The 13,324-nt window shown below is 68.0% G+C and carries 12 protein-coding genes; 8 read left to right on the top strand and 4 right to left on the bottom strand.

Features of this window, described 5'->3' with window-relative positions; genetic code table 11:
• The first annotated feature begins 203 nt into the window (after window positions 1-203).
• From XM48_RS05055 to XM48_RS05020, 8 genes are all read left to right on the top strand, one after another.
• Window positions 204-476, top strand: coding sequence for a DUF6112 family protein (locus XM48_RS05055; protein WP_046454715.1), 273 nt, complete (start codon window positions 204-206; stop codon window positions 474-476).
• 39 nt (window positions 477-515) lie between these two features.
• The gene (locus tag XM48_RS05050) at window positions 516-1,979 is read left to right on the top strand and encodes a type IV secretion system protein (protein ID WP_046454702.1); all 1,464 of its coding nucleotides are present in this window, start codon (window positions 516-518) and stop codon (window positions 1,977-1,979) included.
• 3 nt (window positions 1,980-1,982) lie between these two features.
• Complete coding sequence (locus tag XM48_RS05045) at window positions 1,983-3,452, top strand: SCO6880 family protein (protein ID WP_046454701.1); 1,470 nt, start codon at window positions 1,983-1,985, stop codon at window positions 3,450-3,452.
• Window positions 3,453-3,524: 72 nt separating this feature from the next.
• Complete coding sequence (locus XM48_RS05040; RefSeq protein ID WP_046454700.1) at window positions 3,525-5,015, top strand: ATP-binding protein; 1,491 nt, start codon at window positions 3,525-3,527, stop codon at window positions 5,013-5,015.
• Window positions 5,012-5,563, top strand: a complete 552-nt coding sequence (locus XM48_RS05035) for a hypothetical protein (protein WP_156174928.1) — start codon at window positions 5,012-5,014, stop codon at window positions 5,561-5,563. Before XM48_RS05040 ends, XM48_RS05035 begins: the two co-directional genes overlap by 4 nt.
• A complete protein-coding gene (locus XM48_RS05030; protein ID WP_046454698.1) occupies window positions 5,560-7,311 on the top strand; it encodes a type IV secretory system conjugative DNA transfer family protein in 1,752 nt (583 codons plus the stop codon). Before XM48_RS05035 ends, XM48_RS05030 begins: the two co-directional genes overlap by 4 nt.
• Before the next feature lie 112 nt (window positions 7,312-7,423).
• Complete coding sequence (locus XM48_RS05025; RefSeq protein ID WP_052961307.1) at window positions 7,424-7,945, top strand: single-stranded DNA-binding protein; 522 nt, start codon at window positions 7,424-7,426, stop codon at window positions 7,943-7,945.
• Between the two features lie 101 nt (window positions 7,946-8,046).
• Window positions 8,047-8,622: a hypothetical protein gene (locus XM48_RS05020; protein ID WP_369699849.1), complete on the top strand. Its 576-nt coding sequence runs from the start codon at window positions 8,047-8,049 to the stop codon at window positions 8,620-8,622.
• A gap of 68 nt (window positions 8,623-8,690) precedes the next feature.
• On the opposite strand, the gene XM48_RS05015 is transcribed toward XM48_RS05020, so the two are convergent.
• From XM48_RS05015 to XM48_RS05000, 4 genes are all read right to left on the bottom strand, one after another.
• On the bottom strand, window positions 8,691-8,897 hold the full coding sequence (locus tag XM48_RS05015) for a helix-turn-helix domain-containing protein (protein ID WP_046454712.1): 207 nt from the start codon (window positions 8,895-8,897) through the stop codon (window positions 8,691-8,693).
• A gap of 67 nt (window positions 8,898-8,964) precedes the next feature.
• Complete coding sequence (locus tag XM48_RS05010) at window positions 8,965-10,251, bottom strand: site-specific integrase (protein ID WP_046454697.1); 1,287 nt, start codon at window positions 10,249-10,251, stop codon at window positions 8,965-8,967.
• 366 nt (window positions 10,252-10,617) lie between these two features.
• Window positions 10,618-11,586, bottom strand: a complete 969-nt coding sequence (gene nrdF, locus XM48_RS05005; protein ID WP_046454696.1) for a class 1b ribonucleoside-diphosphate reductase subunit beta — start codon at window positions 11,584-11,586, stop codon at window positions 10,618-10,620.
• A 239-nt stretch (window positions 11,587-11,825) separates the two neighbouring features.
• On the bottom strand, window positions 11,826-13,208 hold the full coding sequence (locus XM48_RS05000; protein ID WP_052961306.1) for a tail fiber protein: 1,383 nt from the start codon (window positions 13,206-13,208) through the stop codon (window positions 11,826-11,828).
• Window positions 13,209-13,324 lie beyond the last annotated feature (116 nt).

Here is a 13,324-nt window from a genome sequence, read left to right as displayed (position 1 = left end):
GACGCGAAGAACCGGCGGGGGCGGTGGAGGCGACGGGGCTCCACCGCCCTCGCTTCCTGCGCCGTGGGGTGCGGGGAGCGCACCTGTGCGATACCCGGCCGATGCGGGCCGGGTATCCCCGCTTGGTTCATGAAGGAGCACCCGTGTCCGCCGTTCTCGATCTCACCACCACTGTCCTGCCTCACCTGGCCGCACTCGTCCCGATGCAGGTCGATATCGACCCCAACAGCTCGGGGCTGCCCGGCATCGCCCAGCTGCGCACCATCGTCGGCGCCGTGATGACGGTCGGCCTGATCCTCAGCGTCCTGGCGTTGATCATCTCGGCGATCATCTGGGGCTTCGGCGCGAACAGCAGCAACCCGCATCTGGCCGGGCGGGGAAAGATCGGCGTCCTCGTCTCCTGCGGGGCCGCGATCATCTGCGGCGCGAGCGTCGCCCTCATCAACTTCTTCTGGAACGTCGGCCAGGCCGTCTGAACGGCCCCTCTACCGCCCCGTCCCGGAAGGAGACCCGTCATGGCACTGTGCGACGTCCCGGTCATCTCGAACGTCTGCGACGCCGTCGGAGAAGGGGCCGCGACGCTCGTCGCGGCCCCGTTCGACTGGCTTGCCCAAGCAATGGGACAAGCCAGCGCCTGGCTGTTCGAAGGCGTCTGGTACGTCTTCGACACCACCACGCTCGTCGACGTCCAGTCCCCGGAGTACGTCGGCGTCTACAACATCCTCTTCGGCGTCGCCGTGCTGATCATGCTCGTGTTCTTCTGCCTGCAACTGATCACCGGCCTCATCCGCCGAGACCCCACCGCGCTCTCTCGGGCGGCGCTCGGACTCGGCAAGAGCGTGCTCGGGTCGTTCCTCATCATCACGCTCACCGCGACGCTGCTGGAGATCACCGACCAGCTGACGATCGGCATCATCCAAGCCACCGGCAACTCGATGGAAGCGATGGGCGACAAGATCGCCCTGCTCGCCGCGGGACTCACCGCGATCAACCTCACAGCCCCCGGTGTCGGCGCGATCATCACCATCTTCTTCGCCGGCCTCGCGATCACCGCCGCGGCGATCGTGTGGTTCTCACTCCTGATCCGCAAAGCGCTGCTGCTCGTCGCTATCGTGCTCGGACCGATCGCGATCAGCGGCGCGAGCTGGGACGTCACTCGCGGCTGGTTCGGGAAATGGGTGTCGTTCGTGATCGCCCTGATCCTGTCCAAGCTCGTCCTCGTCGTGGTGTTCCTCGTCGCGATCACCCAGGTCTCCCAGCCGATCGACTTCGACCTGGCATCTATCGCCGACCCCATCGCCGGGATCGTGCTCATGTTCGTCGCCGCGTTCGCGCCCTACATGGTCTACAAGTTCATCTCCTTCATCGGATTTGACATGTACCACGCGATGAGCGCGGAGCAAGAGGCCAAGCAGTCCATGAACCGGCCCGTGCCCACTCCGTCCAAGCCCGCTGGCGACGGCCCACAGAAAGTCCTCGACGGGAAAGGTCAAGGCGATGGCCCACCGCCCGGCAGCGGGGGTGGTGGAGGCGGCGGCACGCCGCCCCCGCCCCCGGACGGCGGGAGCGGTGCGACCGCTGGTACCGGTGGAGCCGGAGGCGGCGCTGCGGCCGGGGGCGGCGCAGCCGGTGGTGCTGCCGGTGGTAGCGGGGCTGCTGCGGGAGGCGGTGCTGCTGCGGGAGGTGCGGCTGCAGCCGGACCCGCCGCAGTCGCGGTCGTCGCGGCGGCGGCCGTCAAGGAAGCCGCCACAGCCGGCCCCAAGCTCGGCGGTGCGATCGGCGGTGCCGCAGAGGACCAGGCGGCAGCGGCCGGCCAGGACAGCGCCCCGCCTCCGTCCGGGAACGCACCCCCGCCGTCTGACCCATCGGCACCGCAGGGCCCGCCGTCCAGCACACCACCGGCATCGTCTGGCCCGTCGTCGACGCCGCCGCCGAAGGACCCGCCGCCACCGAACACGGCGCCCGAAGGGAAGGAGTAATCCGTGGCGAAACCGCAGAACACGAAAGACGACTACCCGCTGACGGCGGTGAAGTTCTCCCGCCTCACCCGGAGGGGCCTCATCCTCGGTTTATCGCTATCGCAGGTGATCGCGCTCGCGATCGCCGGGCTGGCGTTCATCGGGTCGCTGTACGCGGGAGGCGGGATGATCCTCGCCTACACCGCCCCGATCTGGGTCACCTGCCTGGCGATCACCTGGGTCCCGATCGCGGGCCGCAAGACCGTCGAGTGGCTACCCGTCGGGATGCACTGGCTGTGGCGGGTCACCGTGAAGCAGACGATCTACCGGATGCGGGTCGTCAAGCCCCGCCCCGCCGGGACCCTCGCGCTCCCGGGGGATATGGCCGCGCTGCGTCAGTACGAAGACCCGATCACCGGGGCGGTCATGGTGCATCACCCCTACGCGGCCACGCTGACGGCACTGCTGGAAGTCACCCATCCCGCGTTCGTGCTCCTGGACCCTGGCGAGCAGGAACGCCGCGTGACCAGCTGGGGGCGAGTCCTTGCGACATGCTGCCGGTCCGGGCGCATCGCCCGCCTACAAGTGCTGGAGCGCACCCTCCCCGACTCCGGGACCGGGCTGGCGCAATGGTGGGCCGAGCACGGCAACCCCGACGACGAGTCGTGGACGTCGCGCACCTACGCCGAGCTCATCGACCGGGCAGGCCCTGCCGGGGAACGGCACGCGACGACGATCTCCCTCGCCCTGGACATGAAGGCCGCCGCCCGGGCGATCCGTACCGCCGGCGGCGGCATGAAGGGTGCAGCCGCCGTGCTGCGGCAAGAGATGAACACCCTCACCGCAGCACTCCACTCCGCCGAGTTGAAAGCCACCGGATGGCTCACCCCCGGCCAGCTCGCCGTGATCCTGCGCTCCGCGTACGACCCGGCGATCGCCGCGACCCTGGAACGCTCCGGGAACCTCGGGCAAGACCTCGCCACGGCAGGACCGGTTGCGCTGGAGGAGACCTGGAACGGGCTGCGCTCCGACAGCGCACACCATGCGGTGCTGTGGGTCAGCGAATGGCCCCGGTCGCTCGTGTATCCGGGGTTCCTGTCCCCGATGCTCCTCGCTTCCGGGGTACGGAGATCGTTTTCGTTGCTGTGTACCCCGATCAGGTCGGATCAAGCAGCCCGTGACATTCGGAAGAAGAAGGTCGAGTACATCTCCGACGCCGCACAACGCCAGAAGATCGGGCAGGTCGAGGACGCCCAGCAGTCCGCCGAGTACCAGGACGTGCTGCAGCAGGAAGCCGACCTCACCAGCGGTCACGGCATCCTCCGCTACACCGGGCTGATCTCCGTCAGCGCTCCCACCCCGGACGAGCTGGAAGCGGCGGTCTCGAAGATCGAGCAGGCCGCCATCCAAGCCTCCTGCGAGACCAGGCGGCTGGTCGGACAGCAGGCGCAGGCGTTCACTGCGGCAGCCCTGCCGCTCGCACGCACCGTCTGACCCTGGGGTGTCGGCCCCGCACCTCCTTCCTGCACGCCGCCTGCCCGGGCGGGTGCAGGAAGGAGTCGTGCTGTGAGCACCCCGAAACGTCGCGTGTACTCGACGGTGCTGATCGGACCGGAGTCCGAGCACCGCAAGCAGCGTCGCGCCCGCCGGAAGGCCGCCGCGCAGATCCAGGCGGAGGACATCGCCGCCCGCAAGGCCGAAGCCCGCGCCCGGTGGGAGGCGGAGCAGGCCGAGCGCCGCGCCACCACCTACCTCCCCCGGTCCGGTGAACCCGGTCCCGCCGCGCTCCGCTCACACCGAGGGCTGCGGCTTCCCTCCCATCAGGACACCAGCGCCGCGCTCGCCGGCGCGTACCCGTTCCTCGCCGAAGGCGGACTCGGGCCGGAGGGCGTGTTCGTCGGACAGGACATGTATTCCGGCGGGTCGTTCGTCTACGACCCGTGGGAGCTGTACAAGCGCGGCATCATCACCGCCCCCAACATCGTCCTGGCCGGCATCGTCGGCTCCGGAAAGTCGTCGCTGGCGAAGTCACTGTACACGCGGTCGATTCCGTTCGGGCGTCGCGTCTACGTCCCCGGCGACCCGAAAGGCGAGCACACGCCCGTCGCCGAAGCTGTCGGCGGCAAGGCAATCGTCCTCGGCCACGGGCTACGGAACCGGCTGAACCCACTCGACGAAGGCCACCGCCCGTCCGGCCTGACAGACATCGAATGGACCACGCAGGTCGCCTCCCGGCGGCGGGAACTCATCGGGGCGCTGGCCGAGACCGTCCTCGAGCGGTCGCTGTCACCATTGGAGCACACGTCGATCGACGTCGCCCTCGCAGCGGTCGTCGCCCGCAACGACGTCCCGATCCTGCCGATGATCGTGGACCGCATCCTCACCCCCGACAGCACGGACGACACCGACGGACGGCTCGCCGAGGACGGCCGGCTCGTCGGGCACGCACTGAGGCGCCTGGTCGCCGGGGACCTACAGGGCTTGTTCGACGGGCCCTCCACGGTCACCTTCGACCCGTCCCTGCCGATGATCTCCCTGGACCTGTCCCGAGTGGCGGAGAACTCCACCCTCATCTCGGTACTGATGACCTGCTCGTCGGCGTGGATGGAATCGGCCCTCCTGGACCCCGAAGGCGGGCAACGGTGGGTCATCTACGACGAAGCGTGGCGTCTCATGTCCCATCCCGCGCTGCTCAAGCGGATGGACGCGCAGTGGCGGCTGGCGAGGCATTACGGGATCGCGAACATGCTGATCTTCCACAAGCTCACCGACCTCGACAACGTCGGCGACAGCGGGTCCGCGATGCGCGCCCTGGCGTCATCCCTACTGGCGAACGCGGAGACGCGGATCATCTACCGGCAGGAAGCCGACCAGCTCGGCACCACCGCAACCGCGCTCGGCCTCACCGGCACCGAACAGTCCCTCCTGCCGGGCCTGGGCACCGGGCAAGGGCTGTGGCGGATCAAGGAGCGATCTTTCGCCGTCCAGCATCAGCTGCACCCGGACGAGCTGTCCACATTCGACACGACCACGCGCATGATCGGGCGGCAAAAATGAGCGAACTTGCACCCTCACGCCGCTCCCGCCGCAACCGCGCCACGACAGGCGACACCGGTGGGGATCTCGTGGTGCCCATCGTACTCCCACACCTCGTCGTCCGGGTAGACGCAAACAACCAGATCAGCATCGCCCTCGACGGCGGACCTATCACCGGGGAACCGGTCGGAAGGCACGCGCTCGGCGGGCTGATCGACGAGGTCCTGCGCCGACGGAAGGCGCCCGTGCGGGTGGAGATCATCGAGCACGACGGCACCACCTACACCGATGTCCTCACCCCGCCCGCACCGGCACCCGCACCCGCCGTCGCCCCGGAGACCGAAGCATCAGCGCGTAGGGGCGAGATGCCGGTGCTGTATGAGGCGACCGGGGACGGATACGTGCCTGGGGAGGACGTCGCCCTCGCCGTCATCGTCCGGCACTCCTCGGCGGACGGGCACGGGCATGTGCGGCATCTGGTCGAGGAACGCGAGCTCGCAGCGGGAAGCGAGGTGCTGTTGTTCGGTCGCATCTCCGGCACGACCCACATCGTCGGGGACCTGGGATGAACCCGCATCAGCCGTCCCAGGTGCTCGCGAATCTGGGCCTTGCGGCCTTGGCAGGGTTCGCGGTGCTCGCCGGGCTGCTCCGCGCCGCCGGTAGTGCTGCGGCTTTCCTCACGGGGCTCCCGCAACCCACCGGCGGACCCTCCACGGGGCTGGGTGTGCTGCTCACCCCGGCCGCCCCGGGAGAGGCGATCGGCGCGCCGGGCCTGAGCCCGGTCGTGTACTGGCTGGTCCTCGCCGTGGCGCTTGCGCTCCTCGGGGTTATCGCGTGGTGGGTGTGGCGGGTCATCGCGCGCGCGAAGGAGACCCGTGCGCAAGACCCGCGCCTGCTCCAAGGAATCGCCACTGCGCGCGATGTCGCCAAAGCCGCAGGAACGAAGGCCCTCACGAAACGGGCAGGCACGTTCCGGCCCTCGCTGGAAGACCCGTCCCCCGAGGACGTCGGCTACCTCCTCGGCCGGTCGAAAGGGCAGGAGGTGTGGGCGACCGTGGAGGACTCCATCCTGCTGATCGGCCCGCCCCGTTCGGGCAAAGGGCTGCACGTTGTCATCAACGCGATCCTCGATGCCCCCGGCGCCGTCATCACCACCTCCACCCGGCCCGACAACCTCACCGCGACGCTGAAGGCCCGACAGCGTGTCGGACCAGTCGCGGTGTTCGACCCGCAGCATCTCGCCGAAGGACTCCCCGCGGGCATGAAGTGGTCACCGGTCCGCGGATGCGAGGACCCGCTGACAGCGATGATCCGCGCCACCGGCCTCGCCACAGCCACGAACTTCGGGTCCGTGTCCGGTGGTGACTTCTGGCAGGGGAAGACCGCCGCCGCCATCCAAGGGCTCCTCCACGCCGCGGCCCTCGACGGGCGGGACGCCGCCACCCTGTACCAGTGGGCACTGAACCCGGCCGCCGCCGCAGACGCGGTGCGCGTCCTGCAATCCAACCCCCAGGCAGCGGCCGGTTGGGCGGACTCACTGGATGCGATGCTGCAATCAGACCCCAAGACGCGCGACTCGATCTGGCAGGGCGTCTCGCTCGCGTTCAGCGCGTTCGCCGACCCGCGAGTGCTGGCGGCCGTGACACCGGGGCCGCGCGACCGGTTCGACCCGGAGACGTTCATCCGGGAACGCGGCACCCTCTACCTGCTCGCCACCGGCGCCGGGGCGGGGGCGTCCTCGGCGCTGGTGGCCGCGTTCATCGAAGACCTCGTCGAAACCGCCCGGAAGATCGCCGCCACCTCACCAGGAACACGGTTGGACCCGCCGATGCTTCTCGCCCTGGATGAGATCGGGAACCTCGCTCCGTTGCCGTCGCTGCCGACGCTCATGGCAGAAGGCGGAGGCACGGGGATCACCACTCTGCCGGTGCTGCAGTCCCTGGCGCAGGCGCGGGAGAAGTGGGGGGAGAACAATGCCAACGCGTTGTGGGACGCATCGATCGTGAAAGTCATCCTCGGCGGCGCATCGAACTCGCGAGACTTGCAGGACCTGTCCGCGCTGATCGGGGAAAGGGACGAGATCACCGACTCCGTCACCATCGGCGAGCAGGGACACCGCTCCGCGCAGCGCTCGATCCGCCGGGTGGCGATCATGCCTCCAGATGTGATCCGCACGCTGCCGTTCGGGATCGGGGTGGTGATGCTCCGCACCGCCCGCCCCATCATCACCGACCTACGCGCGTGGCCTGCCCGCAAGGACGCCGCGCAGCTGAAGACGGACCGGAAGGAGATCGAGGCGCTCCTGCACACGTCCTGAAACCGGTTCTGTCCGTCGTCTGGGGTCTGACCTGCGCACCTGTCTGGTGTCTCCCGCTCAACCGCGGGGGCACCAGACAGTTTCGTTGTTATCAGGAAGGACCTCAGTTCTCATGGCGATCAAGACCTCGCAGGCGATCAACGGCTTCATCTCCGCCGATCCCCGCCTAACCTTCTCCGAATCCGGGCAGGCGCGCTTCTACGCCCGCGTCGGCATCAACCACTACGAGCCCCAGCAGGACGGGTCCTTCCGTAAGCTCGACCCGACCTACCACGACCTGATCCAGTTCGGGAAGTCCGCCGAGATGTCCGCCGACCGTTACGTCAAGGGCGACGACATCGTCGCGCAGGGCTACACCCGCGAGTACACACGCGACGTCAACGGTGAGGAGCGCACCGATGAGCAGTTCGTCGCCAAGCGCATCGCCCCCGACCCGAACATCACGGACTTCACGATCGACCGCCGGCCCGCCGCTGAGCGTCAGGCCGAACGCGAAGCCGACCGCCAGGCGGACCGCGAAGTCGGGCGCGAGGCCGAGCGTGAGGAACCCGACCGAGCAGCACAGCTCGGCTCACCCACCCCCACCACCACGCGAGAGGCCGAAGCGCCCGCGATGGAAGCCGTCGGCCGATAACCCTACCGGAGGACAGTGACGTGGCCGATAACGACCCGACCCAGAACCCCGAACCGGGCGACCCGGACGTGGACTTCGAGCCCGAGTCCGACGAACCAGACATCGAGGACGAAGACGAAGACGAGGACGAGGAACTCGACGAAGGCGAGAGACGGGACGGTGGCCCACGGGCAGGCACGGGCGGGAGCGATGACCTCCCGCCCGTGCCTCGCCCGATTAACTGGCGCACCCTATCCTCCGACGACGCCGAGCACGAATGGCTCGACCTCAACGAATGGGTGAACTGGCTCCGGCACGAGTTCGCCCTCCCCGCGCAGATCGTCCCTCCCCTGTGGCACCGCCACCCGGAACTCGTGTGGGAGCTCTCCGCTCTCTACACCCGGTGGCTGGGCTGCTACGACCCAGAGCAGGACGCCGCCGGAGCCATCTCATTCATGACCGACTTCGCCGCCGCCCGGACCCGGCTACGCGAATGGGTACAGATCGCCGGCACCCGCCTCGACCGCGACCGCCCCTCACGGCAAACCGTCTGGCCCGGCGAAGATCCGATCCCGGCGAGTGAAGAGACTCCGATCACTGACCGTGACGAGGACTTCGTGGACTTCGTCGTCGAAGACGTCACCCGCCGCGCGGAAGCGGAAGCGGCGTTCCTGCGCGACGAGCCGTTGCCGGTCTGAGCTGACGGTGAACCGCAAGAAAGTGTGGGCGGGCCTCTTCAGGCCCACCCACACTTTTGGTTTTGCGCTTACTTCGCTGAGGGGATCTCGATGAGCAGCTTCTCGCGGAGTTCGTCCGGGTCGACGCGGATCAGGCGGCCGACGCGGTAGCCGTGCACGGTGCCGTCCGAGATGCGGCGGCGCAGCGTCTTGATCGACAATCCGTAGGTGTCGGCGGCGACGGCCAGCGAGATCAGCTTGAGCGCTGGGGACTGTGAACGATCGTGAACGGCCATGGCGGTGCCTCCCTTGTTGATGAACTCTTTCTCCTGATAGGTGTCCATGGCTGTCCCACGGCGACTCTCATGCCTTCCTGGCCGCGTTGATCCGCTCCTGGACGCGATCGCTCATACGGTCCGCGAGCTCACGATCGCGGGCCATCGTGGCGTGCTGGTAGCGGAGAACGACTCGGATGTCGGCGTGGCCGCCTCGCCGCATCAGCTCTGCGAGCGTTGCGCCCTCCTGGGCGAAGATCGTCAAGCCCGTGTGACGGAGATCATGGAACCGGAATCGCGGCCGGAGGTCAGCGACACCGTCTCGAGCATCAGCCCACACGTAGCCCCATCGGGTGTTCGACAGAGGAACGCTGCCACGGACGTTCGTAGGGATCAGCGGCGCTTTGGCCTCCGCCGCGACGTAGTCCCGCAGGTGATCCTTGAGGCGGCCGATCATGAGCTTCGGGATGCTGAGAGTCCGTCTGCCCGCGTCGCTCTTCAGCCTCTCGTCATAGTCGCCGGTGTTCGCGTTCAGTTGCCGGCGCACATGCAAGGTCGCGGTGGCGTCGTCGTGCCACTCTATGTCCCTGCGCTGCAAGCCCAGGCACTCCCCGCGGCGCAGTTGGCACCACGCGGCGAAGAGCACCATGATCGCCCAGTGCTCCGGGGTTGCTTCATACAAGGCCTCGACCTGCTCGGGGCTTGCAACGTCTTCGTCCTCATCGTGGTCGGCGTCGTGCCGCACAACCTCCTGCTTCGGGATCGAGATGTTCGGCGCAGCGGGGATGATCCCGTCTCGGGCTGCCTGGCGGAGGATCATCATGAGGACGATCAGCACCGGCCGCGTGATGCCGTTGAACTTCGACTTCGGGTTCAGCGGCGAGGGGATCGCGTCGAGGCGATCGGTCATCTGCCGGATACGCGCCTCGTCGATCTGCCGGATCGGGGTGTCCTCGAACTCCGGGACAAGGTACCCGTCGACCTTGCTCTTGTAAGAGCGGACGGTCGCGATGGCACGTTTCCTGCCGCTACGGTTCGGCTCCGTACGGATGAAGGCCACCCACCGTTCCGCGTACTCGGAGAATCCGATGGACCGCGCCTGCTCTGCTTCCGCTGCCGCACGGCGGCGAGCGGCAATCACCGAGGGCGGCTCCCACTGCTGACGGGCAATCGTCGTGTGAACGCCTGCGAGCCACGCGCGGGCGTCGGTCTTCGTCAGGAACGTCAGCGGCTTGTCGTCCTCTGTCCGGGCGGTATACATCTCACCGTCGGGCGCGGGGTATCGGGCCTGCCACCGGCCGGAGGGGAGCTTGCGAAGGCTCCCCCAGCTCTCACGCCTGACTGCTGCTGACTCCCGGGTCTTGGTGGCGCTCATCGTGTCCTCCGCTGGTCTCGAGCGGACTCACGCGAACCGTCGTGCCACTGCGTGCCACTAGAGGCCATGACCTCCCAAAAGTGGCTCCCTATCAGGATTTTCTCGCGGGTTGCTAGGCGTCCTATGGCACGCTGTGGCACGAGGTCGGTGGCACGCCGGGACCGAATTTCGGTCGGCAGGCCACCCCGCTCTCTCCTGGAAGGTGCGGGCGTGCCACCCGCGTGCCATACCCAACGACTACTGACGTTCATATCCGTCCTCCTCTGTTCTTTGGAAGGAGGCACGAAAAGAGGCCCGGATCTGCAGAAACCTGCGGATCCGGGCCTCCCGGTCGACTCTTGTCAGAGTCTGTCTAGAACGTGGACTCTAGAAGTCCCAGTCCTCGTCCTCGGTGGCGACGGCCTTGCCGATGACGTACGAGGAGCCCGAGCCCGAGAAGAAGTCGTGGTTCTCGTCGGCGTTCGGCGACAGCGCCGACAGGATCGCCGGGTTCACGTCGGTCATCTCCTTGGGGAACATCGGCTCGTAGCCGAGGTTCATGAGCGCCTTGTTCGCGTTGTAGTGCAGGAACTTCTTGACGTCCTCGGTGAGGCCCACCGGATCGTAGAGGTCGGCGGTGTACTTGACCTCGTTCTCGTACAGCTCGTACATGAGCGAGAAGGTGTAGTCCTTGAGCTCCTGACGGCGCTCCTCGGTCTCGTTCTCGAGACCCTTCTGGAACTTGTAGCCGATGTAGTAGCCGTGCACCGCCTCGTCACGGATGATGAGGCGGATGAGGTCGGCCGTGTTGGTGAGCTTGGCGTGGCTCGACCAGTACATGGGCAGGTAGAAGCCCGAGTAGAACAGGAACGACTCGAGCAGCGTCGAGGCGATCTTGCGCTTCAGCGGGTCGTCGCCCTCGTAGTAGTCGACGATGATCGACGCCTTCTTCTGCAGGTTCGGGTTCTCGACCGACCAGCGGAACGCGTCGTCGATCTCCTGCGTGGAGCACAGCGTCGAGAAGATCGACGAGTAGCTCTTGGCGTGCACCGACTCCATGAACGCGATGTTCGTGTAGACGGCCTCCTCGTGCGGGGTGATCGCGTCGGGGATCAGCGACACCGCACCGACCGTGCCCTGGATCGTGTCGAGCAGGGTGAGGCCGGTGAACACGCGCATGGTGAGCAGCTGCTCCTGCGGCGTGAGCGTCGCCCACGACTGCACGTCGTTCGACAGCGGCACCTTCTCGGGCAGCCAGAAGTTGTTGACCAGGCGGTTCCAGACCTCGAGGTCCTTCTCGTCCTCGATCCGGTTCCAGTTGATCGCCCGAACGGCGTGCCCCAGCTTGAAGTTCATCGGCTCCCTTTGCTCACTATCGATTCGCACCTCGGGTCGCCCGGTGCACGCGCGCGCGTTCCTGAGGACGGGGACGACCCTGCGCCGCGGTGATCCGCGAGCCTCGAACGAGGCTCGCGGATCACCGACTGGCTCCATCAAATAGTAGCGGTTCGCGGAGCTCGGCGGGTGCGCGACACAGCCCCGGAATACCTACATCTTGTGGTCGAGTCGAACATCGACCGCAAGATCATGTGGCACTACTGGAACGACGGGAAGATGCCCATGTCGCAGATGTAGTAGGTCATGTTGTTCGGGGCGATCGCCCGGAGATCGGGCAACTGGAAGGTCATGCGCCCGTCACCCCCGTAGGTGGTGCCGATCAACGCGTAGAGCGCAGAGTTCTGCTGGATGGAGACCAGTTGCCCCTTGGCCGGCACGCCGTCGGTGCGGTTCGTAGCACTCAAATACACCTCGCCCATGACGCAGTCACCGGACCCGTGGCCCGGCTGACCGTTGCCGGTATTCTGCCCGAAGAAGTTCGATAGCAGACTGTTGCCCGAGGGACCCTGAAGCCCAGGCATGCCCTGCGGGCCGGTGGGACCGGTCGCCCCCGGGGCTCCGGTCGCTCCGGCCGCCGCGAGCACGGCCCACGCGCTCGTGTCGGTCGGCAGCAGCGCGGAGAACGCGCCCGGCTTGGTCGCGATGTAGGTGGCTCCCTGATAGGTCACGACGCTCGCGGGAGTCGTGCCCGTGTAGGTCACGGTCGGATCGAACGCGCCGCGGAAGATCCACGGCGTCGCACCGTTCTGACCGGCGACACCGGTCGCACCGATGGCGCCGGTGAGGCCGACCACACCCTGCACACCCTGGATTCCCTGGACACCCTGCAGCCCCTGCTCACCGGTATCGCCCTTGTCGCCCTTGTCGCCCTTCGCACCCGCGGCGGCGACGAGGATCCAGTCCGAGGGAGAGACGGCGGGCGCGGCTGCGACGGAGGAGCGGGCAGCGACGTAGGTCGAGCCCTGGTAGGCGACGAGCGATGCCGGCGGGCCGGCGGTGTAGGTAGCCGTCGCCGACCACTCCCCGACCGTCGCCCACGGCGTATCGCCGGTGTCGCCCTTCGCGCCCTGAATGCCCTGGATCCCCTGCAGGCCGGGATCACCCTTGTCGCCCTTCGCACCGGGGGCCCCGGCGACGCCGGGATCGCCCTTCTCCCCCTGGACGCCCTGGACGCCGGGGTCTCCCTTGTCGCCCTTCGCGCCGGGAGCTCCGGCCTGGCCCGGCGCCCCGTCCTTGCCCGCGACTCCCGGTGCCCCGGTCTGGCCGGTGGCTCCGGTGCGGCCCGGCGCCCCCGTCGCCCCCGGGGCTCCGGTCGATCCGGGCGTTCCCGCGACGCCCGGGGTTCCGGATTCTCCGGCTTTCCCGGCTTCGCCCGGCTTGCCGGTCGGCCCCGGCTTGCCGGCGTCGCCCTTCTCGCCCGTCGCACCGGCCTTGCCGGCCTCGGCTTCGCTCGTCTGCCAGACCACGGGCACGGTCCCGCTTCCGCAGGCGCCGCCCGCGGAACTCAGTTCCAGGGTGCCCTCGCTCGCATCGAGACACCCCTGCAGCGCGGCGCCCGCGCGCACGGTGTTCGCTTGCATCAGCCCGGTCGCGGCGAATGCGCCACCGCCTCCTGCCAATAGCGCGACCAGCGCGCACGTGATCAGCGTCTTCGTCGACCCGTTCATATCTCCCCCAGTGCAGACGCCGGAACGCG

The sequence above is a fragment of the Leucobacter sp. Ag1 genome (genome assembly GCF_000980875.1).
In the GTDB taxonomy this organism is placed as follows: Bacteria; Actinomycetota; Actinomycetes; order Actinomycetales; family Microbacteriaceae; genus Leucobacter; species Leucobacter iarius.
This window is presented reverse-complemented; position numbering and strand designations above follow the sequence as displayed.

Coding starts and splice junctions, on each gene's coding strand:
- XM48_RS05055 (WP_046454715.1), top strand. CDS start 204: ATGCAGGTCGATATCGACCCCAACAGCTCGGGGCTGCCCGGCATCGCC.
- XM48_RS05050 (WP_046454702.1), top strand. CDS start 516: ATGGCACTGTGCGACGTCCCGGTCATCTCGAACGTCTGCGACGCCGTC.
- XM48_RS05035 (WP_156174928.1), top strand. CDS start 5,012: ATGAGCGAACTTGCACCCTCACGCCGCTCCCGCCGCAACCGCGCCACG.
- XM48_RS05030 (WP_046454698.1), top strand. CDS start 5,560: ATGAACCCGCATCAGCCGTCCCAGGTGCTCGCGAATCTGGGCCTTGCG.
- XM48_RS05025 (WP_052961307.1), top strand. CDS start 7,424: ATGGCGATCAAGACCTCGCAGGCGATCAACGGCTTCATCTCCGCCGAT.
- XM48_RS05015 (WP_046454712.1), bottom strand. CDS start 8,897: ATGGCCGTTCACGATCGTTCACAGTCCCCAGCGCTCAAGCTGATCTCG.
- XM48_RS05010 (WP_046454697.1), bottom strand. CDS start 10,251: ATGAGCGCCACCAAGACCCGGGAGTCAGCAGCAGTCAGGCGTGAGAGC.
- nrdF (WP_046454696.1), bottom strand. CDS start 11,586: ATGAACTTCAAGCTGGGGCACGCCGTTCGGGCGATCAACTGGAACCGG.
- XM48_RS05000 (WP_052961306.1), bottom strand. CDS start 13,208: ATGCAAGCGAACACCGTGCGCGCGGGCGCCGCGCTGCAGGGGTGTCTC.